This is a genomic window from Paenibacillus sp. P36 (assembly GCF_045866505.1).
Lineage (GTDB): Bacteria > Bacillota > Bacilli > Paenibacillales > NBRC-103111 > Paenibacillus_E > Paenibacillus_E chondroitinus.
In genome coordinates this window covers 3,008,000-3,032,438 of the sequence record NZ_AP038372.1, presented here as the reverse complement: position 1 = coordinate 3,032,438, position 24,439 = coordinate 3,008,000, and the positions used below count along the sequence as shown (strand labels likewise).

The window sequence follows — 24,439 nt, the reverse complement described above, 5'->3', positions numbered from 1 at the left end:
TATGAAAATAATAATAATAAGCTATCATCCAATCACATCTGCGAAAACTTACATAACATAGATACTAGAGAGGAGGGATAGCAAATGAGTCAACTTTTAGAGAAACTTGAAGAAATGCTTAAACAACTTCCAGGTGGAGTGACTGAAGGACCTGTTGGCGCTGTTTTACAAAAACTTGGTGAACTCCAAGCCGCTATGGATGCAAACATGGATAACCCGACAAGCTCCCAATGGCTGAACCAGCTTCAAGCCGAAATTGGCAAATTGAACTTGGGTGAAAACACAATGACAGACATCCAAAACATTCTTAACCAAATCACGAATCTTTCCGGTACTAACGTTCTTCCGGGAACAGTTATTCCTGCAGTTCTTGATGCCGTACGTCAATTTGTAGCACAACTCAATGTAACAAATCCGACTCCAGAAACGATCTCCGCAAACTTGGCAGCACTTCGTGGACTTGTGTCTCAAATTGAAGGAATTTTGACTGGTCAAATGAGCGAATTGAACTTGAACCAAGACACAATCGCTAGCCTATTGAAACAATTTAAACTTACGAAGTAATCAAAAAAAGACCTTCCCGAGTAGATTTATCTACAAAGGAAGGTCCTTTTTTTGTTTCTTATTTCAAATCGCTTGTGCGACGTCACTTGCTCCAGGTTCCCCGTATAAAAGAAACGCTTGAGCAGCGGCCATCCGAGCCAAAGGAATCCGGTATGGCGAACAGCTTACATAATCCAATCCGATTCGGTGACAGAAAAGAATCGACTCCCTGTCTCCGCCATGCTCCCCGCAAATGCCTGTTTTTAAAGACGTCTTCACGGTTCTTCCTACATTCACCGCCAGTTCAATTAATTGACCGACGCCTTCGGTGTCTAGCACCTGAAACGGATTATGCGGCAGCAGCTTGTGATTGACATAATGGGTCAGGAACTTCCCTTCCGCATCATCACGGCTATAGCCAAACGTCATCTGCGTCAAATCGTTCGTGCCAAATGAGAAGAAATCGGCATGCGCTGCAATTTGACGTGCCGTTAATGCAGCTCGCGGCACCTCTATCATCGTCCCAACTTGGTAAGGACATTCGCGCAGCTTCTCTTTCCCCAGTACCTGCTGCGCCACGAAGTCAACCAGTTCTCTTAGAATTTTTAACTCGTTGGCATGGCCGACGAGCGGAATCATGATTTCCGGATGCACCCGGACACCTGCGTCAATACATGTGGAAGCTGCGCGAAAAATGGCCTCAATCTGCATATCATAGATTTCTGGATATACGATCCCTAAGCGGCAGCCACGCTGTCCCAGCATCGGGTTCGCTTCATGCAGCGCTTGCACCTTGCGGAGCAAGGATGCGACTTCCTCTTTTTCCTTGATGGATCCACCATGTTCGTACGTCAGTTGAGCATGCCTTTTTTGCAACTCATCGAGGTTAGGCAGAAATTCATGCAGCGGTGGATCCAGCAGACGAATCGTTACCGGCAGGCCATCCATCTGCTCGAATATCCCTTCAAAATCAGACTGCTGCATCGGAAGCAGTTGGGCAAGAGCCTTTAAGCGCGCTTCCTTGTCTTCTGCAAGGATCATGCGCTGAACAACAGGCAGACGAGCCGGGGAGAAAAACATATGCTCCGTTCGGCATAAGCCAATTCCCTCGGCGCCAAGCTGCCTTGCTATACCGGCATCGTGCGGATTATCCGCATTCGCAAACACCTTCAGCTTACGAATTTCATCCGCCCACTCCAGCATAATGAGCAGCTCATCTGTCATTCGGGCTTCAAGCAAAGGCATAGCCCCTGCAATAACACGACCGGTCGCGCCGTCCAAGGTGACCCATTCCCCTTCTTCCAGGAGTCGGTTCTGCGCAAACATGCGCTTCTCTTCCGGCACGATTCGCATCTCTTCACAACCGCACACGCATGGCTTCCCCATCCCTCTGGCGACAACCGCCGCATGGCTTGTCATTCCGCCTCGGCTTGTAAGCACGCCCTCCGCAGCGATAACGCCATGAATATCCTCCGGCGTCGTTTCCGTTCTGGCCAGGATAACGCTCCTGCCAGCCCGCACCCATTCTTCCGCCGTATCGGCATCAAAAACAAGCTGGCCAACCGCTGCCCCAGGTGAAGCCGGAAGTCCCAGCGCCAACACATCGATGACCGCTGCTTCATCAATCCCTCGATGCAGCAGTTGATCCAGATGAAGCACTTCAATACGGCTGACGGCATCCTGCTTGGTCAATACACCTTCACGGACCAAATCAACTGCGATCTTAAGCGCAGCTTGGGCGTTCCTTTTGCCGCTTCGCGTCTGAAGCAGGTACAATTTATTGTTTTCCACCGTAAATTCGATGTCCTGCATGTCCTTGTAATGCTTCTCAAGCTGCTTGGAGGCGTCTAGAAGCTGCTCATAAATAGCAGGCATTTCCTCTTGAAGTGCGGCAATAACCAGCGGTGTGCGAATCCCGGCGACGACATCTTCTCCTTGCGCATTAATTAAATACTCGCCAAAAAAGGTATTTTCTCCCGTAGACGGATTTCTCGTAAAAACAACACCTGTGCCTGAGTTCCCTCCCATATTGCCAAAAACCATACTCTGAACATTAACAGCCGTTCCCTGCTCATCCGGTATCCGATTCAGTTTCCGGTAAATTTGTGCCCTGGCATTGTTCCACGATTTGAAAACAGCTTCAATCGCCAGCTTCAACTGCTCATAAACATTCTGCGGGAAGGCCCGGCCCGTTTTGCTCAAAATGCAAGCCTTATACGCCTCAATTAGCTCCTTCCACCCGTTAGCAGTCACATCCTGATCCTGGTGAGCGCCTTCCTTCTCTTTCAAGCGATGCAGTAAGTTTTCAAAATGGCCAGACTCTATGCCAAGCACGACGCTGCCAAACATTTGCAGCAAGCGCCGGTAACAGTCGTAAGCAAACTTTTCGTTTTTTGTATGCGCAGCCAATCCTCGGACCGTTTTATCGTTCAAGCCTAAATTCAGTATCGTATCCATCATCCCCGGCATCGAGCTGACCGAACCGGAACGCACAGAAACCAGCAGCGGATTGTCTGCATCACCGAACGTTTGATTTTTCTGTTTCTCCAGCTGATTAAGCGAAGCTTCAACTTGTTCAAGCAGTGAGTCCGAGAGGCGATTTCCCTTTTCAAAAAAGGCTAAACAAGCTTCAGTCGTGATGGTGAAGCCAGGTGGAACGGGAAGGCCGGCGCGCGTCATTTCCGCTAGATTGGCCCCCTTTCCGCCAAGAAGAGCTATCATTGAGGCGTCTCCCTCCTGAAAGGGGACCACCTGTTTCTGCGTTGTCATTCGGATGCCTCCTTATTGTTATCTTTCCGTGCGCAACCTGGGCAAACTACATAAAACTTTTTGTACCCATCCGTAGGCAGCGTTGCAAGTACTTCGTTACAAGATTTACAAATAATGAGACCAAGTTCATTTGGCTGGGCAGCTACTCCCGCTTCCATTGTTACACTGATTGTATGAGACATGACGTTCCCTCCTTTTCGAGCGTGCTTTCTGCACGAGAGATATAAGCCACTTCGTCTATGACTCGACTAGCGTAACCCCATTCATTGTCATACCAGGCTAAAAGCTTAATTTGATTATCTTTCGTCATCATAGTAAGACCATCTATAATAGCGGATTTCGCATTGCCGATGTAATCCGCGGATACAAGTGGCAGCTCGTTGTAGTCTACGTAGTCCCCCATTGGGCCGGCAACTGCCTGTTTCATGGCTGATTTTACTTCCTCAATATGCACGTTGCGCCCAACCGCCACTTGAAGATCCAACAACGAGACATCCTGTGTCGGCACACGCACCGATACACCTTGAATCTGTTCAGCAAGATGCGGCAAAACATCCGTCAGCGCTTTCCCCACCCCGGTGGAAGTCGGAATAATGGCGTTCGTGCAAGATCGGGCACGGCGTAAATCTTTATGCGGATTGTCCAAATGGTTCTGATCGTTCGTGAAGGCATGCACCGTTGTCATCCATCCCATTTTGACCTGAAATGCCTGATCTAAGATGTGCAAAATAGGAGCAATACAGTTCGTTGTACAAGAGGCCGCGGAAATCAAGTGATGCTGCAAAGGATCGTATGTGCCTTCATTGACCCCCATGACCATCGTCAGATCCATATTTGTTCCGGGAGCCGTAATCAGAACTTTCTTGGCACCTGCGAACAGGTGGCGTTCAGCTCCATGCCGATGGTTAAACTTTCCCGTGGCATCGACAACCATTTCAACGCCTAGTTCTCTCCAAGGCAATAGATCCGGCTCTCTCTCGCAAACAACGTGAATGGATTGTCCGTTAATAATCAACACGTTATCCGGAGTAACCTCGATTTTGGCGTCCCAAGTGCCATGCACGGAATCGTACTTCAACAAATGGGCTAATACATGAATGGGACAAGTTGAGTTTACTACTGCTATTTGGAAATCCTGCTGCGAACCAGTCAACGCTTTTCTCAAGACGAGCCTTCCAATTCTTCCAGTACCGCTGAGTCCAACTCGCATCTCCATCCCCCTTATCTCGTTTAGTACGTCATAAATGTAACATAAGAATATATATTACACAATATATATTTGTTTATTTGGATTAAAAAGGGCTGTTGATATTCATTTTGATTAGGAATGAATATATATGACATACTAATTATGAGATACTGAAAGCTGATCTCTTTTACCAAACTAACCCGAATATTAGTAAAATTAGCCGATGAGACTAGCATCTAAAGGAACTACAGGGCGCTATTTCGTTATAAATCGGGAGTCCCGCAGCTGAATGGGAACTACAGGATCTTATTTCAGTGAAATGCGCCACTTCACTGCCCAATAGGCCAAAATAAGGTCCCAGCGTTCCCTCTGATTTGCACAGATGTCCTTTTTCGCTCAAATAGCGCCCTGTAGTTACTTTACAGTTGCTCCCTGTGCCGTCTCGTTCCATACCCGATATTGAAACAGGAAATGCCTCATTAGCGGTCAGGTCACATTATTTATCACACCCCATTGCCCCTTCACCAAGTGGAGCCTGCAACAGTATCCATGTTGTACTTAATGCAACCATTTGGCTGTAATTGGGCCAAAGATCGCCTCTATGTTGCAGTTTGTGCAAGCATTTAAGCACTAAAACGCTTACATCCCACCTTTTCGCAATAAATGGTTGTATATTGTGCAACAAAAGACCACATTTGCGGTCAGACCAGGCCATTACGTTGTATATAATGCAAGGTAAGCCTTAAAATTTGAATTAGACTTCACCTTTGCTGCTCAGCCGTCCCTTTGTCACCTCATTCCTCATACATTTATCACTAGTCCCCATCCCGCTACACCACTGATCACTAATCACTAATCACCATTACCATTACCTACACCCAGCCCATCACACCATTAACCACTTAACCCCCTCTCTCATCCCACCACAACCATTTGTTACTCATTTCAATCATCCTACCTGACACGCTCCATCACTAATCACCTTCACCAAACGGCCACACTACTAATTACCCATCACCTTCCCTCATCCCACCACACCATTTGTTACTCATTTCAATCATCCTACCTGACACGCTCCATCACTAATCACCTTCACCAAACGGCACACTACTAATCACCCATCACCTTCCCTCATCCCGCCAAACCTTTGTCACACAAAACCATCTCCCCCCAACTCCCATCACTTAACTTTCAACAGGAAATTGTACTGCTAATTTGCTCATATCTGCTGCTCTCTCGCCAGTAGTTGGAAATTATCCAGCTAATTCTTCAACTTTCGTCCGAAATGAGGTGAATCGACTGAATTACCTGCACAATTTCCAGTTGCTCGCCAGCGAACAGGTAGCGCGAAACTAAAAATACCGCCAGGATGAAGTTCCATCCTGACGGTATTTATTGTTAGCTATTGGATAATCTGACTAGCCACTTTCACAAGATCATCTAGATCAATTTTGTTATCTCCAGTAACATCGGCTTTCTTCACAAGCAACCAATCCGGGCTGCTCGAATCTTTACCGTAGTTGGCTGCGATCATGGCAAGGTCGCCAATCGACACTTTGTTGTCGCCATTAATATCGCCCGGCGTACCTGGAGCAGGGATTGTAATCGAGACGTTCGCCGATCCAAGCGTTGCGCTCGTTTCGTGCCCCGTTGCATCCCCGAGTACCGCCGATTCAACGGCCAATCGAGCTGTTGCCGGCTGCGTGATGTCTTTCGCTTTAAAAGTCAACTCCAGCACATCGCCGCTGCCGATGATGGCATGACCCGCTCCTTCGCTCGCAACGATGAAGCGAACTTTGCCTGGTGTTGTTTCTGATTTGGACACCAAGCTGATACCCAATTGAGCAGGCTTCGCTGAAACAAGTTCCATTAGCGAAGTATCATAGCTTATCGTTAAATCCTGAGCGTAAACCGCTTCGGTAACATTGGATAAGCCCAGACCTACCGTAAAGGTTTGCCCCGTTTGAACCGAGCTAGGTGCGATAAGCGTTGTTGCTGGTACACTCACTACTTTCGTTACGGTAATTTTTGCTGTCGCATGGAAATTGCCATCAGCAGTTGTCGCTGTAATGCTCGCACTACCTGTTTTTATACCAGTTACGATCGTTTTGCCTTCGACAACTTCAACCTTCGCAACCGATTCATCGCTGCTGGACCAGGTCACATTTTTATTCGTCGCATTCTCCGGCTGCACCATCGCCTTCAATTCCACGGTGCCACCTTCAGCAATAGAAACATCCGTTTTGTCGAGCACTACGCCAGTCACCGCATGTACGGTCTCATCTGTTACTCGGATGTTATCTACAACAAGCTGGCCTCCGAGCTCGGCACTGCTGTTATCTGCTCCCTTCAGGATGGCGAGGTAAGCATTTTTGGCATTGTCTGTCGTGAACGTCAAATCAACCGTACTTGCTCCCGCTGGCAACGTTTTGGTCGCCAGATCTCTCACTGTGCCGTTATCATTCACACGAACGGCAACTGTGAACTGATTAGCCACATCTGCCTTGGCCTGCATCGTCAAATGGTACTTTTCATTCGTCTCGAGACGCAGTGTTTGCGGCAATGTACGCAGCCATTCGCCTGCTCCGCCTTCATTTGTTTTCAGCGAGAAGTTGCCATCCAACACATAGGATTTCACTTGATTTTCGCCTTTTTCTACCATATGCGTCTGCACATTGCCTGCTTTCGCATAAACAAAAGGCCCCCAAGCTTCATCGACATTCTCGAAATCTTCGTTCAGAACAGTGCCTGCTTGATCTGTTTTCCCCGGATTCTCCCATATCCGTACATCGTCGAAAGATACCGTTCCAGCACCTGGCGCTACGTTAAGTGCAAGTGTTGCTTTATCGCTTACTGCATCAAAGTTCACTTTCACACGTTGGAAATTCGTATTGTAATATTTGTGCTGTGGAGCGAAATATTTCAGCTTCGTATCTTCCAAGTAGTTGGATACTTCCATGTCGCCCTGTTTCACGCTAATCGACGACTTGCGATCCACTCCATATACGTTCATCCAGACGGATGCGCTGTAGGTTTTGCCTGGCTCAAGTCCTGTAATAACTTGCTCGACTTTCGCATCGTCAGGCCCTTTCACTTCCAGATAATCGTCAGCGTTACTGTTTTTCTTGAAGCTGATGTGATCCGTTGTTCCAGCGGAAGACGATTTACTCCAAGTTGCCCACTTATGGCTGTCAAATCCGGGATCTTTAACCGGACTGCCATCGCCCCAGATCGTTTCCGCCTCTTGCGGCGCCGCTGTCTTGTACAGCACATAACCGACATTGGATTCGGCGCTTAGCGTCACTTGCCCGTTCGTTACGTTCACGTCCCCGACGAACTGACGATCTGTATCCGTAAGCTTATACAGCTTCGCAGTTTGCACGCCGCTCCATGACGCAGGGACCTTCCATGTCGTGCTGCCGCCAGCTGGATTCCAGTGGTAAATCTTATCTTCTTTCACCGGATCCCATGGGATGAAGATCGTACTGTTACTGATATCAGTGGAATCCGTCATAATTGCGATATCATTGCCGTCTTTCGTCAGATGAATTTTTCCGTCTCCAGCGCGTGCAACCGATACGTCACCTTCAAAATCGACGCGATCGTTCGTCATTTTCATAATCGGGAAATGCTGCATGTACTTCGTCGGTAAGTTCTGGTTAAAGAACGTTTTCGTCACTTCTTGATAGCTGTAGAATTGGGAGTTAGGCTGCCAATAACCGACACCGGACTGCTTGTTGCCTTTCAAAAGCGCATCGCTCATGAAGCCGTCCACATTCGTGTTGCGAATGAACCTGACAATTTTACTGTCATCGCCTTGATTCGGATACCCTGGGTCTGTTCCCCAGTGAACCCAAGAGGCTTGTTCTTGCAGCGGGCCAGCAAATTCCGTGCCAAGCATCCAGCCGTTGCCGTTAATATAATCGGCCAGCTTCTTCGCATTCCAGCCTGCCCCTGTATAAACATCGACATACACGAAGTCCAGATTATCGCCTGTATCTGCTTTCAACATATCCAAGCGACGTTTCAACTCGCCGGACTCAATGTCTTTGCGTTGGTCAACATAATACGCTTGATCGAGCCAGCCCCAGCCTTTGCTCAGCGGTGCAATCATGTTCGCCATCTTCGTTTGGAAGGCGTCCAGATGGTACTCCGTGGCGTTAATGTGCACACCGCCTTTGATGTTATACTTCTTGCCTTCCGTCAGGAAGTAGTTGAAATCATCCTTCCCGCCTTGGCGAATACCGATATGCCCGCCGTAATCCGGGTGCGAATCGTCGTGTCCTTCCGCTTGATAACCCTTCTGCAGGACAATTTGGCCGAACTCGTCAGTCAGATGCGCAATTTTCTTGGCGTGGTCCAGCGAACGCAGAAACGGCATACCTGTTGTTGCGATGTTCATGCTAATCCACGAGATGTTATCTTTAATCATGTCGCTTCCGTAAGGCATATCGGAATGGCTGCGGTACACGACGGCACCATCCTGCCAGTCGAGAACACCGTCATTATTCGCATCCGGCGTAATAATGACTTTCGACCATGGCAGCTCTTCCGGAGCCGGAGCAACCATGCTTTCACGGTACGTCCAAGCACCGTTTGCCAGCGCAGCAACTTTCTCGCCTGGTGCCCCATCCGAAACACTCGTGCGTACTTTATCGTTGCCATTGATGACATTATTGACAATCGTGGCTGCCAGCTTATCGGAGTTGACGAATCCGAATGTACGGCCGCTTGGATTCAAGTTTTGCGCTCCGTTTTTCAGGTCGTTGTATTCCTCAAATACTTTATTCCACTCACCGGTGAACCAGGCTGCCGTCTCCTGTGCTTTCGGCTGTGTCGAAGAGACGGAGGCTAGACTATGGTTCGGGAATTCAATACTTTTAACCTTAGTCGAACCGTTTTCCTGGATCTCGGTGAACTTCATATCGAGCGTATTGTCCACCACTTCCATTTTCACCTTCAGTTGGACGGCCAGCTCTTCTACATTCATCGTGTAGATCACGCTGTTGCCTACTTTTTCCGCCGTCGTCTTCGGCCAATACTCTTCTCCATTGATTTTCACAGCGTAAAGATAATTTTTCTGCCCGTTCATGACAGCGCCGGTTGCTTTCCATACGTAGTTATCTACACGTGGGAACGTACTATCCAGTTCGGCTTTCATCGTAGCCGATTCCGATACAAAATTAACGGCATTCGGATCCTGCTTAGGCGGCGTAGGCTTCGTATACGGGGTTACTTTCGTATCATCAAGGTACATTGTTTTACTGTCGAACCATGTTCTCATCCCAATTTTTCCTGGAGCAGAAGGCATATCCCCAACGGTTGCAGCAGCAACCTTTTCTCCGTCAATCCATAAAATAATATCCGAGTCCACATATCTCAGTTTAATATCATAGGTTTGGTTGGTAGACATAGACTTGGAAGCAATCGTGCCATAATATTCCGTTCCGTTTTTCAAATAAAAGTAAAGCCAACTCCCGTTGTCATAGACAATACCAGCAAAGTTATTCACATCAACATACCGGAACAAAAAGCCATAACGGCCTTGCCCGCTCTCGACCTTCAGCTTTGTTTCCAATTCGGCGTTCTGATAGGAGGGCGAGTTATCATCCACCATCAAGGTTACCCCGGATGTAACAACTTTGAGCATATTGTTGACGACGCTAAAAGTCGCGTTGCCCGATGTTTTCTTCCAACCGCCAACCTGTCCGTTATTGTAATCCTGGAAATAAGCATCCCCATCGGCAGCTAATGCTGTACCTCCCGGGACTGCGGCATACATTTGCAAAGCTGTAAGTAAAGCTAACGAAACTGTAACGCTTTTTTTCAACTTGCGACTACTGGACTTCATACAACCATTCACCCTCCCTGATTAGGTTCCCCTGTTCCCAAACTTTCGCGAAATTCCGACATGATACGACATGTATCATTGAAGGCGCGATGTAACACTGAATTGCTTCTCTGGCATGCCTTAATCATACTTTCTTTGCAAGCGCATACAAATGATCTTTTTTGCTTTAGTTTTGATGTTTTTTGAACCTGGCCACCCTCCCGGAAGGAGAGGATAGCCTCGGTGATTATTTCAAAATTTTGGCTGCAACTGCCGCAAGATCATCAATATCTACTTTTTTATCATGATTAATATCCGCTGATTTGTATTGATTCCAGTCCGCATCTGCATCCGTTTTTCCATAGGCTGCGGCTACCATAGCCAAGTCCCCGATTGATACTTTGCTGTCTCCGTTCAAGTCGCCGACGATTGAATTAACGGTAATTAGAACAGTTAGGGAGCTGTCAGGCACGGAAGTTTCTACGCCTTCACCACTTGCGATTTTCAGGTTAGATAGTGTGAAATTTGCGCTTTGTGCATGTAAAATCGCCTGCGCTTTCCAATTCAGCTGCAGCATGTCGCCGTTCGCATTAGCCGAATTCACATCCGTATTTGCTGTAATAAAACGAATCTGGCCAGGTTTTTCCGCTTGTTTGACAATGACCATACCATCTGTAAGCGGTTTTGCTGAAAGGAAAGTCACAAGATCAGGATTATACGTAATCGTTACATCCTGCGCATACACCTCCCCTGCATGAGTCAGTCCATACGCTGCGGTAAATGAATCACCTGCTGCAACTGAGCCCGGGCCTGTCAAAGAAGCTGCCAATTCAACCGGATTCGCTGTAAACGTAAGCGACTTCGTCAAACCTGCTGCATTTGTTTCATTGGCTGCAACACGAACCAATACGGTTTGATTTCCGCTAAAAGTCGGAATTGGATCTGCTTGATACGAAGTGTAACTCAGCCCGCCGTCTACGGAATATTCCATGTTTTCGTCTGCGCCAACAATGACATTGCTCGTGTCATCAGCTGATACATTTGGTGCTGCTATGGCAGGCGTGTACTCAAATGCATCGATTGCGCCAATTTTGTCCACGGCTTGCGCACTTTTTGTTCCTTTTACGACAACTTTAATCGTATGCTGCCCTGCCGTTAGCCCTGTCTTACTATAGAGAACAACCTGTTTGATCGTACTAGGCGCGTAACAATCAATATCCGCTTGAACCAGCACGCCGTCCAGATACACATCGATATTCCCCATATTCCTCTGTTTCATGCTGATTAGCTGAATGGAGGTGCCGGTAAACGTAAATTGCGCAGAGTCGCCTGCTGTATTGCTGTATTTCTCAGTACCGCTGTAGTCCCCGCCATCGCTGTAATTGTTCCACGAACCTGTGTACACAACAGCTGCATCGCGATCATCGACTTTTACCGTTGCGACGACACCACTAGCCTTTGTAACAGTTACCTGAGCTGCCGCCCTGAAGCCTCCATCCGCTGATGTTGCCGTAATTTCGGCTGTGCCTTCTTTCAGTCCCGTCACAATTGCTTTGCCGCCGACAACCTCAACTTTGGCGACTAATGAATTGCTGCTTGCCCAGCTAATGTTTGGATTGGTCGCATTCCCAGGCTGAATCGTGGCGGTTAACTGCGCCGTCTCATTTTCTTTAAGTGCAACAGCCGATTTATCCAACGTAATGCCTGTTACTGAGATATTGGAGGCCGGCCTTGTGTTCGTATACGTGACTTCATCAATGAACAGTACTTTATTATCGAACCACGTTCTCAGACCTATTTTTCCAGGGACATTGAGAATATCTCCGACGGTGGCTGATCCGACTAGTTGACCATCGATCCATAACTTCATATCCGAATCAACAAAGCTTACTTTGACATCATAGGTTTGACCATTCGTAATCGCAACTGAAGACAGATCACCATAATGCTCAGTACCGTCTTTCATGTAATACCACAGCCACTTGCCCAAATCATAGATGACACCGGCGTAGTTGTTGACATCGTTGTATCGGAACAGTATCCCGACTCTGCCCGTTCCCGTCTGAACCTTCAACTTCATGGCCAAATCAGCATCTTTATACACAGGCGAGTTATCGTCCACCATAATAGCTACAGGGGCAGAGGAAACTTTCAAAGCATTATTCTCCACGCTGAACGTAGCGTTTCCTGTCGTTGACGTCTTCTTCCATCCTCCAACCTCTCCGCTATCAAAATTTTGCAAATAAACATCGCCTACAAAGGTATAGGCCGTCGTTTCCGCACTCGTGGCAGATAACATCCCGTTCGCATCTTTGGACCAAACAACGAAACGATAAAGCTGCTTCTCGCTAAGTCCGGTTACTTGAAGGCTTGTGCTAGCAGCCGCCACCTCAATGCTTTTCACTTTATTCGCACCTTGATATACGTCAACAATATAGCCCGCTATGTTAGAACCGCTGCTCGGAGCCGTCCATTTCAGATCAACGCTGGTATCCGTATGCGCAGGCGATTCCACATTCGTCGGCGGAAGTGGCGGTGGTGTTACACTGGAGTTAATGACGTACTTTTGCCCAACTTCGGTATTGAACGTGATCGTATCTCCGCTGACGGTGTAACTGACTGGTGTGTTGTCCGCTTTTAAAACTTGATACTGCCCGGTATGCGTAAAAGTCTTACTCTTCACTGAAGCGACATTTCCTTGTAAAGAAGTAATCGAAGCCCTCTTCAAAATCGTACCGTCCCAGCTCATATCCACGTCAAAATTGCCTCTTGCCTTTAAACCCTTCACATCCCCTTTGGACCATGCCATGGGTAGAGCCGGCAGCAAATCGATACTTCCCGTATGACTTTGCAAAAGCATTTCCGCAATGCCTGACGTGGCCCCAAAATTACCATCTATTTGGAAAGGTGGATGTGTATCGAACAAATTGGTATTCGTGTTCGCATCAAGCTGCCCTTGCAAAATTTTCTCAGCATGATCGCCATCCAGCATACGAGCCCACAAATTCAATTTGTTCGCCCGGCTCCAACCTGTTGCTTCATCTCCTCGCTGTATCAATGTCACTTTCGCCGCATTAAATAGATCAGGCGTTGTCACCTTATTGATCAGATTGCCGGGATATAAGCCTACAAGATGAGAGATATGGCGATGCTGATCGTTTGGATCATCAATATCTTCTTTCCACTCCTGCACTTGGCCGTATTTACCAATTTTCGGCATAGAAAGCCTGCTGCGTTTATCCATGAGCTCATTTCGGAAATCCGCATCAATCCCAAGTACATCGCTCGCCTCAATGCAATTCGTAAATAGTTGCCAAACGAGTTCTTGATCATAGGAATCCCCGATACTTAACGTCCCATGTTCAGGCGAAACCCCTGGCGTTGATACCAATGTGCCATCTTTATCCGTAACAAGCGTTTTTGTCCAAAATTCTGCTGCTTCTTTCATAATGGGGTACAGCTTATTCTGTAAATAAGTCTTATCGCCCGTAAACAAATATTTCTCCCACAGCTGTTGGGAAAGGAACGCTCCTGCCGCCGGCTGCCAGCCCCAATTGCTGATATCCCAACCTGGCGCTGTATAGCCGAAAACACTTGTAAACGTATGGATCGTCCATCCGGATCCGGTTACTCCGTGATGTTTCTGGGCTGTAACCCGGCCTGGCGCCCGCAAGGAGTCAATAAATTCAACATAAGGGATAGCTGTTTCGCTCAAATTCGTTACTTCCGAAGGCCAATAGTTCATCTCAAGATTAATATTGGTGTGATAATCCGCTCCCCATGGCGGTGTGGTGGAATTATTCCAGACACCTTGCAGATTGGCGGGAAGCGATCCCTCTCGGGACGAAGCGATTAGCAAATACCTGCCGTATTGGAAAAAAAGTGACTCCAGCGCACTGGTGCGAGTGCTTCTGTAACTGGCCAGCAGCTGATCCGTCGGTATCGTTGCAATCTGATCATTCAGATTCAGAGATACCCGCTTAAAAAGCGCCTGATAATCAGCCAGATGCCGAGTCCGCAGCGATTCATACGTTTTAGCTGAAGCTGCTGCCAGTCGATTGTTTACGGTTAGGTGCGGATTCGTTCCGACATAATCGGGATAATGGTTGGCATAATCCGTTGCTGCCGACATGAGAATGGTCACAGCACTTGCCCCTGCAACCGTCAATTTTCCGCTGCCTGCCGTAACGGTCCCGTCATCCGATTGAACACGGAACTGGGATTCGTACGCCATTCCATTATCGGATAGCTTTCCGCTAAGGGTCAGCGTATTGCCTATTGCTGTAATAGAAGGTGACGTTTGTGGACTTGTAACCTTGACATCGAAGTTCAATTGATTCGGTTGACTGCTCGTAAGCCGCATGGCCATCACGTTATCCGGATAGCTCATAAAATATTCACGCGTATAGTCAATTCCGTTCTGCTTGTAGGTCACACGTGCAATGCCATCTTCGAGATCGAGCTCTCGCCGATAGTCGGTCACCGTTACAGAGGCTGGCAGCGCAAAATCAAAATACATATCGCCGAAATTTTGATAATTGCCGAATTGCGGATAATCATTTAATGTCCCCGTTAAAAATTGCTCGGCAATAGACGTAGCCCCGGCAACATCCCCGCTCGCCAACTTCTGCCGGACGTCCTCTAAATGATCAGCAGCACTATCCCGGTTGCCGTCCCTACCTCCCCCAGCTTTGGAACGCGGTCCACCGGTCCATAACGTCTTTTCGTTAAACTGGAGATGTTCCTGTTCCACACCGCCAAAAACCATCCCACCCATGTAACCGTTCCCAATTGGTAGCGCTTGTGTTTCCCAATCCGTTGCCGGCTGCCGGTACCATAAGGCCAGGTTATGAGCCGGGGCTGGGGCGGATCCTGTGTAAGTAATCGCTGCTGCCGCATGTGCCGTATTTAACGGGAAGAGAGTTGTCATGCCGGTAAAGCCGGAAGAAATACAAGCTGCCATCATGACACTTAATAAAGCTTTCTTTTTGAGAGGCGTCTTCAATAATTTGCGCAAAACTATCACCCTTTCTGTATTTGTGTTGCCTTGCCAGTGAACACTACAAATCGTAGCAGCAGTTTTTTCTTCTAACTATTGAAAATTTTACGTAAAAAGTTGATTTTTTTCCTATTTTAGTCGTCAGACAAAATGTGACACATTATTCCACGATACGACTTGTATCATCATGGGCATGCAGGAATAAACGTCATCGTCGTAGGACGAACGCTATTGTTTGAGCCCTGCGCTTTCCTGCCCTTCCCCAGGGGGAACTCTCAAAATCAAGCTACTTTACCCACCTGCCACGATCCAACTACTGTACTCACCATGCTGCAACCTTCCACATCACCAGACACAGAAAGACTAGCGGAGATTTCCGCTAGAGCAAATCATAAGGGAACTGGCGTCCTCTATTTCGAAGATACTGTGCAGATTTCCGCGATGAGCGGAACTACAGGGTCATATTTTTGCAAATGAAGCCCCTTTTCAGCGAAAATGCCGAAATAGCGGACCTGAGTTCCCTCTAGCTCGCTCAAACGGCTAATATCGCTGAAATAGCGCCCTAGCGTTCCCTTATTTGCAATTCACTGTGCACTCTGCGCTTAGCACACCTCACTCGGCACCCCGCACCCCGCACCCAGCACTCAGCACTCGGCACTCGCACTCAGCCCCCCGCACTTCACACCTCGCACCCCAGCCTCACTTCAACAAACTCTCCCGGTACAGCTTAGGGCTGTACCCCGTCGTTTTTTTGAACATGCGGCTGAAATGCTCAACATTCAAATAACCGACGCTTTCGGCTATGTCGGTAATTTTAAAGCCCTTCTTTTTCATCAATCGTTTGGATTCTTCGATACGCAAATGCGTTAAGTACTGAATGAAATTGCTGCCGACTTCCTTCGTAAACTGCTTGCTCAAATAGCTTTCGCTAACGCCCACCATCTCGCTGATCAACGCCAGGTTGACGTCTTCCATATAATGAAGATCAAGGAATTGCTTAGCCGTCGCCACCACAGTACTGTAGCTGCTATCCGCTTTTTCCTTCCCATGAAGCCAGCTGTACAAATTCGTACAGATCCGATACAGCCAGCTTTTCGTTTCTTCCAAAGTCTCCAAACTTCTCATATATTCAAAAGGATGCTGAAGCTCCTCCTCCAGCTCATCCCAACGTATCCCTTTGCGGTGCAATAAGCCGCCCAGTTCCCAGAGCAAATTCTCAAGTGCAGCCTGAACATCCTGAGGCCGCCAACCCCATGTTTGCCCGAGCAGCAGCTGCATTTGCTCAAACTCCTTGCCCCACAACTCCGAATTGTCCTGTTCGAGCAGTTGAGTGATGGCTGCCCCATTCGCTTTCAGCGTCAGCTGCAGCTTGCGAACATGGTCCTGACCGGCATTCCCACCAGCTCCAGATCCCGACCCAGATCTTCCATGATCCATACAGCTTTCAGGATAAAACACTTTGTTCCATCCGGCATAAAAGCTCATCGCCGCCAAATGCGCAGCCTGTTGGTGCAGACGGTACCAATGTTTTGTTCCGCTGGCCAGTTCACTCACACCGATAGAAATCGACACGTTCACATACTGAATCAGCCGGGTTTGCATCATGGTAAAAGCGGATTGCACCTTTTCGCGTATTACGCTTTCACTTCGATACTGAACCAGGGTGCAGAAAAGCACGTATTCCGTTTGGCTTTTACGGTAGATGAAATGCCGAATCGACATGGCGTCCAATACGGTTTGCACCGACTGCGTAATAAAACGCTGCGTTTTCGCATCATTCAAGCTTCGTTCCTGCCTGCTGCCCAGTGAACCTTGCGAAACGGTCATAACGGCAACCAACTGATTCACTTCACCAAGCCATTCGTGAATACCTGTTGTTGCTATGGCAGTCGCCTCTTCCTGCTGATTCGGATCAAACGTGATAAGCTGACGGAGGATTTCGCTTTTCGCATCAATGTCGTCTTCAATCTCACTTGTCGGAAGCGAATTTAACGGAGGTTCCTCTTTACTCAGTTCGTTGACCGCTTTCAGAATGACAGGTACAAGATGCTCCTCATCCATATCCGCCTTCACGATGAAATCTATCGCACCGAGCAAAAAAGCTTCCCGCACATAGCTGTAATCGCTATAGGCGCTTAACATGATCGTGACGGGTCTCCGCTTTTCCATAACGGGCGAGTAGGCCCGCAGCAGTTCAATTCCGCTAAGCCTCGGCATCTCGATATCAAGGAGCATGAGATCAATATCGCCACGCTGCTTCAAAATCTCAAGCGCCTCCGCACCGTCAGCGGCCTCGACTTCGACCACAATCCCCATACTTGGCCAATCGATCATATGTTGAAGCGCAAGGCGAACAAGCGGTTCATCGTCAACAATCATCATTTTAAGCAACCGATTCATCCTCCAATGGCCAAGTTGACTGCTTCCACCTTATCCTTTAACAGCCCCATCCATGAGACCTTTGAAAATATAACGCTGAAACACGATGTAGAAAATGGCGCTAGGCAGCAGCACGATAATAATCCCTGCGCAAAGCTGTGATAAATCGGAACTGCGTGTGCTGACAAACGCTGTCAATGAGGTCGCCAAAGTCGCCAGTTTCGCGCTTGGCATGTATAACTGTTGGACAAAGATATCGTTCATTATTGTAACACTTTTTAGTATAGCTAGTGTAGCCGTTGCTGGCAGCAATAATGGGAAAATAATCGAGCGGAAAATGCGCACATAAGAGGCGCCATCCAACATCGCACTCTCGTCGAGCTGTACGGAAATCTTTTCGAGAAACTGCATATAAATGTAGATCTGCATAATATCCGTTCCGATATAAATTAGCAGAGGCGCGCCTAGTGTATTATAGACACCCAGAGCATGTATGAGCTGAAACCTGGCAATTTCCGTCGTATAGGCAGGAATAATCATCGCAGCCATAAACATCATGAGAATCACTTTTTTCATCCGGAACTGAAAGCGATTAAGCACATAAGCCGTCATCGTACCGAGCAGCATATTCCCGAGCATACTCAACACAACGAGCAGCACAGAATTGCCCAGACCGCGTATCATATTGCCCTCTTTCAAGGCGCTAACGTAGTTATCGATATGGAGAAAGCTTTGGGGCAGCGAAAAAGGCGACGTTTCGGCCAGCTCCAGATTTGTTTTAAAAGAACCAAATACGACCAGCAGAATGGGGACGAAAACGATCGCCGCCATTAAGGTAAACAAGACATAATAAACGATATGGCCAACTAATCGCTGTGTGCTCATCGAACGAGTCCTGCTCGGCACTTCCGGCTTGTAGGTTTGTTTCAATAGCTGTGTACGTTCCATGTCAAGCTTCACTCCTGTCTTTCACAATCCAAGCCTGCAGCGCTGAAAAAATAATAATTAATAACAAAAGCATAACGGCCATCGAGGAGGCCAAACCGTAATTGTTATAGGTAAACGCCGTTTGAAGCGAATATAAACCGAATGTCGAGCTTGCGCTGCCCGGACCGCCGTTTGTCATGACAAGCGGAATATCATACTGCAGCAAAGCCCCTGATACATTCATAAACAAGATAATTTCTACGACCCGACGGATGCCTGGCAGTGTAACAAAACGCTGCTGCTGCCAAAAGTTCGCTCCATCGATTTCAGCCGCTTCATACAGATCCTTCGGAATCGACTGCAGACCGGCTAGAAACAAGACAACATGCACACCGCTGTAACGCCAAAGCGAGACAACCACCAAGGAATAATTAACGACGTTGGAGTCGCTCAGCCAACTTTGAATCCATGATTCTAACCCGACTGCCTTTAACAACTCGTTCAGCGGACCGTTAATTGGATTGTAGATGTAGCTAAACATATACGCCACAGCAATTCCGTTAATAATGTAAGGCATTAGCACGGAAAAACGAAAGAATGCACTCCCACGCAGCACTCTGTTCAGCAGCACGGCTGTTGTCAATTCGAGTGGAATCGCGATGGTATGGAGCAAAAAATACACACCGTTATTCCTAATCGCTTGCCACGCTTCAGGGAAATCAAACAGCATCCGGACATAATTCTCGAAGCCGATGTATTTGAAGCTAGGGCTGTAGCCATCCCAACTAGTGAAACTGTAACGAAATAGCTGCAGCGTCGGATAGATTAGAAATAACAGCAAGAGTGAAACCGGTACAAGTAGAAACGAAAAAATTACGACTTTTTGCTGCATGCGATAATTCATATGATCACTCCTGTATATAAGAGAAGACACTATGCCAGTCGCCTAGGTAGTGCCCTCTCTTCCAAACTTATTTGTTCGATTCAACTGCTTTTTTCCACTTGTTGTTTAAATCTTTTTCCACGGTTTCGATCGGTTTGCCAGAGTAAATTTCTTGTGCCGCTTTTTTGAAATCAAATTGAGCTGCGCCGCTTACTTTCGCAAAAGCCTCATCTGTCGCGTTGTAAATGAACGGTTTAAACGGATACTTTTCCGTCCACTTATTGAAGAAAGGAATTTCCGAATTCACGCCGTTGATGGTAGAGAACTGTTGGGCGTTATTGATATAACCTTGATACACGTCTTTGCTGAACATCCACTCGAAAAACGCTTTGGCTTCTGCTGCATTTTTGCTGTTCTTGTTGATCCCGATATTCATATCGGACAACGTCATAGCTGTTAACGGCTCACTTTCTGTGCTTCTAAAAGGAAGCGGGAATACGCCAACGTCATCGTCCGTTTTTACACGGTTCACATAATCGCCGTAGTACCATTGACCGGCAGCAATCATTGCCGCCTTCTTCGATTCGAACAATTGCGTGGATTGATCGAAGGAGATCGAGAGCGCATCTGGTCCTGCTAATTTTTTGCTCGACATTTCTTTAATCACTTTTCCAACTTTATCAAATGTGCTGCCATCGCCAAACGGTTCAGGCGTTTTCGCCAAAGTAGCCAAGTAATTCTCATCCCCGGAGAGGATATGCGGTCCGAATTCCATGAACGGATAGAACGTCCAATCTTCCTTACCTCCAATGGCAATCGGCGTGTATTTGCCGTTTGTTTTAATTTTCTCCATCGTTGACATCAACTCAGGCAATGTTTTTGGCACTTCCAGGTTCAATTCCTTGAACACGCTCGGATGGAAGTAAACGAATTCGGAGAAGGAAACGAGTGGTGCTCCCAATATTTTCCCATCGATTTTTGCCGGGAATTTATTATTCTTGGCCCCGTTCAGATCATCGAGTGGAAGCAGCGACTGCTTATAAATTTGCATATGGGCTGGTTTTAGGTAGAACAGATCAGGTAAATCATTTGCAGCTAAACGAACCTTTAAATATTGGCCGCCGTTGTCCGGCACTTTTTCCACTTCAACCGTAACATTCGGCTTCAATTTGGTATAATCTTTCACTTTCTCCTGCCAAAAAGTAATGTCTCCCTTAGCATCCCACATCGCCAGCTTCAGCTTAACCGGATCAGCCGGTTTCGCAGTTGGCGCAGCAGCCGCTTGGGTTTCTGTCGGTTTGGTTGATGCTGCAGGCTGTGTAGCCGCATCTTTGCCGCAGCCTGTTAATGCACTCAACATCACAATCCCACTAACTAATGCGGTACCCATTAATCTTCTTTTTCCCATCTTCGTTACCCCTCCAATGATTGATTCTATAATCATTTGTTCTACTCTTATCATACCCGCGATGTAAACGCATCCAAATGATCTTTTCGGCTATAGAGTTGATCTTTTTTGAACTACAGCGGCTCCTCATCTTTATTTTTAAAAATAAGCGGAATTTTCATCGTGACCTTCGTTCCCTCCGGTTCATTCGCTGCCAGGGTTAAGCCGTAATCCTCTCCGTGGTGCAGCTGAATGCGGTGGTGCACATTGGCAAACCCCATCCCTGAGAACGTATGAGGACTGCTTTTCGCACGGAATTGCGTTAACTGTTCCTCGGTCATTCCCTCACCGTTATCAGCAATGACGATGTACAAGCTGCCTTCATGAACATTAGCGGCTATAACGATTTTTCCTTGCGATTCCTTACCAGCCATCCCGTGTACAATGCTGTTTTCCAGAACCGGTTGCAGCAGCAGCTTGAGCAAATACTTCGACTCTGCCTGCGGATCAATCTGCCATTCGACTTCGAATTTATGGCCATATCGGATTTCCATGATGTATAAATAATGCTTTAAATTTTCAATTTCATCGGAAAAGCGTGTAAGAATGCCTCCCCGGTTAAAAGAAGAAGAAACAAGCCGCATCAAGGCATTGGTCATGTTCCGAATATTATCTACCTTGCTGATAAGCGCCATCAATTTAATCGCATTCAGCGTATTAATCAGAAAATGAGGGTTGATTTGCGACTGCAAGGCGGCAAACTCCGCTTTCCTTTTCATCTGCTCCTCTTCTTCGCGCTGGCGAATCAACAGCTTAATTTGGTCCAGCATATGATTGAATGTGCGCCCAAGCGTAGCCATTTCTGCGATGCCCGATGTGCCGATTTTGGCATTCAAATCCCCCTCCATGACCAGGGACATCTTGCGTACCAGCACATGAATGGGTCTCGTAAGGCCTTTTACCAAATAGAATGAAATGAGCAAAAATACGGCAATAACCGCAAATGTAGCAAGCAGCACGATCTTATATATCCGGTTATAATTGGCGGTCAACTCGCTATATGGAATTTCATGCACGACTTTCCACCCTGTTTGCCCAACCGCTGCATATGTGACAAGCATCTCCGTCTCACTGGCTTTATCGATAAAATGGCCTTCACTAGCTGACTTTATTTGCTCAAGCCGTTCAAGACTCACACTCGTTTCATCCCAGTTGCTGCTCGATGCAATCACTTGCCCTTCCCCGGTCACAATGACAAAAGCGGATTTATCATAGGGCTGCTGCAGAAAAATTTTATCAAACGCTTCTTCATTTAATGTAAAACAAACCATCTCAACGTCGCTCAACGTATGAAAAGCACTCGGCGCAATGGCCGCAGATAACCCTGATGGTTCAGTCTGGCCAAACAACATCATACGCTGCAGGCCTAGAAACTGGACGTTATCCGTTTGCTTCAACGTTCTCCGATACCACTCCATAGCGCGAACCTCCTGCTCATCTGTGGACAGATTTTGCTGGAACGAATACACACCGCCATCTTTGTAAAAAAAATGAATAGCCAGAAGCTGGCTTGACATTGAGTACGTATATCGACTTAGCGCACGTTCCATCGCATTAATGTACGTGTAGCGATTGCTTTCATCCGCTTGATGCAGCCCAGTTGCAATCGATAAAATATCCCGGTCGACGCCGACTGCCGCCGTCACGTACTCGATTTTGCTAATCTCTTGCTGGGCGGAATAGGTGACCGCATGCAGCGTCTGCAGGGAACGTTCTGTCGTTTGCTGCAGCAGATCACGTTTATATACTTGCAGAATCATGGTCGAAATAATCACGATGGGGAACACCACCATCACAACTAACAAAACATGGAGCGTCGCCGAAAACGTCCACGGTTTAGCAAACAACTTCATCCTGGGCACCCCGCCATGTCAAAATACATTAGATGACTTTCTCACCATACATTCGGTCATTTTGAGGTAATGTCCTTTTTTCTCTTTTGAATTCGACAAATATTCTTGTATTTCGACATGACTTGGTGCGCAATTCAATTCGGTTGCGCTTATTTGGCAACTTCTTTTAAAAGCCTCTTTAACACGACCACGGCTTCGGCTCGGCTAGCATGCTCTTGTGGAGCGAAGGCTAGCTCCGATCTTCCGTTCATTAATCCCGCTTCCACGGCGAGCTGAACGAATGGCTTAGCGCACTCGCTAACTTCGGCCTCATCTTGAAAAGGAATTTCTCCATTCGCAGGCATATCCTGCACCTTGATCCCAGCAGCCTGCGCTTTTGCTCGGATGAGCATGGCGGTCATTTCCTCACGGGTAATGTTCTTCTCCGGGGCGAACTCATGCTCGGAAATGCCATCAATCAAACCTGCCGCATATGCCTTTTTCACCGTAGACTCGTACCAAGAGCCTGAAGCGACATCGTCAAACGGCGTTTGACCGGTGCTGTCCTTTAGATTCAAAACCTTGGCAATCAGTGTCGCGAATTGCGCTCTTGTCACATTCGTGTCCGGTGCGAAATGATCGTCATCCATACCTTCCACGATTTGTTTGCCGACCATCTCCATGATGTCGGGTTTCGCCCAGTGCCCTGCCAAATCGCTGAAGACTTTAGTGAAATCTTGAGAGGCATTCATTGTGAAAACTTGATTTTTCAACGTGTGATCGACCGTTTTCAGGGACGTCCATTTCACATTCGTTGTCCCTACTTTTTTCGCTTTAAAAGTGATCGTGCCTAGAATGACATCTCCCTTTTCGCCATCGACCTTACCGATTTTCGTATGTGCTATGGTGACTTCATTATCTTTCACAATAGGCGAGATCGAGAAACCTTCAATTTTCGTTTCCGCCTTAACCACTTCCAGATTACTTGCGTCGATACTGAATTTGGCTTCATAGGCAAATAAATCAGTAAGCTGCTCCCCTTTCAACGTGACAGTAAATTCCCCCGTTGATTCCGTATCGGACGTCGACATCGTAAATTGAGTCGCGTCCTCCGCATAGGCTGCAGGTGTGAAGGCTATGGCTAACATACTGCAAAAAGTGCAAACGATTGTCCCCATCATCATGTTACGTTTCATTTTGGTTCATCCCCTTCTTTTCATTCGACAAATTATGCAAACGCTTACAAATATAAATACAAAAGCGTGTTCTCAAGTAAATTATAGCGATTCCTGCGAGGAAGGCTCATGATGTTTTTTGTTCTATTCATGATTATTTTTGAACCAGGATAAAGCAACCGCACATGAGTTTATAATGCCAAACTTAGCATCTTGAAACCATTCTGGGGCAGCCTTATGCTGATCCACGGATTCCCATGTAGGCTGATACGTCGTTGCTGCATGAGTTCCGAATGGTGCGAGTAACTCGCAGGATAATATAAGCGAGGCTGATCCTGCCAATGTCTTCAAAAATGGCTTCTTGAGTTGCCATGAAAAGCTGACATGAAAAGGCTGCCAATTTGTCATCGGCAGCCTTCTTCGTTTTTAAATACTGCAGCCGTACTTGGCGGGGAGCCAAGTTGCG

General features: G+C 47.3%; 13 protein-coding genes. 1 reads left to right on the top strand and 12 read right to left on the bottom strand.

Annotation, left to right across the window (positions count from 1 at the left end):
* Positions 1 to 84 precede the first annotated feature (84 nt).
* Positions 85 to 564 carry a hypothetical protein gene (locus tag ACKTT9_RS13320; protein ID WP_407871968.1) on the top strand — a complete coding sequence of 160 codons (480 nt, stop codon included), beginning with the start codon at positions 85 to 87 and terminating at the stop codon, positions 562 to 564.
* A 63-nt stretch (positions 565 to 627) separates the two neighbouring features.
* Here ACKTT9_RS13320 and ppdK read toward each other — a convergent pair whose 3' ends face one another.
* The 12 genes from ppdK to ACKTT9_RS13260 form a co-directional block, all read right to left on the bottom strand.
* Entirely contained in the window at positions 628 to 3,312 is a 2,685-nt protein-coding gene (gene ppdK / locus ACKTT9_RS13315; protein WP_407871967.1) for a pyruvate, phosphate dikinase, read from the bottom strand.
* On the bottom strand, positions 3,309 to 3,494 hold the full coding sequence (locus ACKTT9_RS13310) for a GapA-binding peptide SR1P (RefSeq protein ID WP_127449361.1): 186 nt from the start codon (positions 3,492 to 3,494) through the stop codon (positions 3,309 to 3,311). The genes ppdK and ACKTT9_RS13310 overlap by 4 nt, the downstream gene beginning before the upstream one ends.
* The gene (gap, locus tag ACKTT9_RS13305; RefSeq protein ID WP_407871966.1) at positions 3,473 to 4,528 is read right to left on the bottom strand and encodes a type I glyceraldehyde-3-phosphate dehydrogenase; all 1,056 of its coding nucleotides are present in this window, start codon (positions 4,526 to 4,528) and stop codon (positions 3,473 to 3,475) included. The genes ACKTT9_RS13310 and gap overlap by 22 nt, the downstream gene beginning before the upstream one ends.
* A 1,375-nt stretch (positions 4,529 to 5,903) precedes the next feature.
* The gene (locus ACKTT9_RS13300) at positions 5,904 to 10,352 is read right to left on the bottom strand and encodes an endo-alpha-N-acetylgalactosaminidase family protein (protein WP_407871965.1); all 4,449 of its coding nucleotides are present in this window, start codon (positions 10,350 to 10,352) and stop codon (positions 5,904 to 5,906) included.
* 226 nt (positions 10,353 to 10,578) lie between these two features.
* On the bottom strand, positions 10,579 to 15,348 hold the full coding sequence (locus tag ACKTT9_RS13295) for a DUF4073 domain-containing protein (RefSeq protein WP_407871964.1): 4,770 nt from the start codon (positions 15,346 to 15,348) through the stop codon (positions 10,579 to 10,581).
* 681 nt (positions 15,349 to 16,029) lie between these two features.
* Positions 16,030 to 17,730, bottom strand: a complete 1,701-nt coding sequence (locus tag ACKTT9_RS13290) for a helix-turn-helix domain-containing protein (protein WP_407871963.1) — start codon at positions 17,728 to 17,730, stop codon at positions 16,030 to 16,032.
* A 30-nt stretch (positions 17,731 to 17,760) separates the two neighbouring features.
* The gene (locus ACKTT9_RS13285; protein ID WP_246068904.1) at positions 17,761 to 18,657 is read right to left on the bottom strand and encodes a carbohydrate ABC transporter permease; all 897 of its coding nucleotides are present in this window, start codon (positions 18,655 to 18,657) and stop codon (positions 17,761 to 17,763) included.
* 1 nt (position 18,658) lies between these two features.
* Positions 18,659 to 19,540, bottom strand: a complete 882-nt coding sequence (locus tag ACKTT9_RS13280) for a carbohydrate ABC transporter permease (protein WP_407871962.1) — start codon at positions 19,538 to 19,540, stop codon at positions 18,659 to 18,661.
* A gap of 67 nt (positions 19,541 to 19,607) precedes the next feature.
* Entirely contained in the window at positions 19,608 to 20,927 is a 1,320-nt protein-coding gene (locus ACKTT9_RS13275) for an ABC transporter substrate-binding protein (protein WP_157318182.1), read from the bottom strand.
* A gap of 113 nt (positions 20,928 to 21,040) precedes the next feature.
* Positions 21,041 to 22,819, bottom strand: a complete 1,779-nt coding sequence (locus tag ACKTT9_RS13270) for a sensor histidine kinase (protein WP_407871961.1) — start codon at positions 22,817 to 22,819, stop codon at positions 21,041 to 21,043.
* Between the two features lie 149 nt (positions 22,820 to 22,968).
* A complete protein-coding gene (locus ACKTT9_RS13265) occupies positions 22,969 to 23,994 on the bottom strand; it encodes an S-layer homology domain-containing protein (RefSeq protein ID WP_407871960.1) in 1,026 nt (341 codons plus the stop codon).
* Between the two features lie 123 nt (positions 23,995 to 24,117).
* The gene (locus tag ACKTT9_RS13260) at positions 24,118 to 24,381 is read right to left on the bottom strand and encodes an alpha-L-fucosidase (protein ID WP_407871959.1); all 264 of its coding nucleotides are present in this window, start codon (positions 24,379 to 24,381) and stop codon (positions 24,118 to 24,120) included.
* Positions 24,382 to 24,439 lie beyond the last annotated feature (58 nt).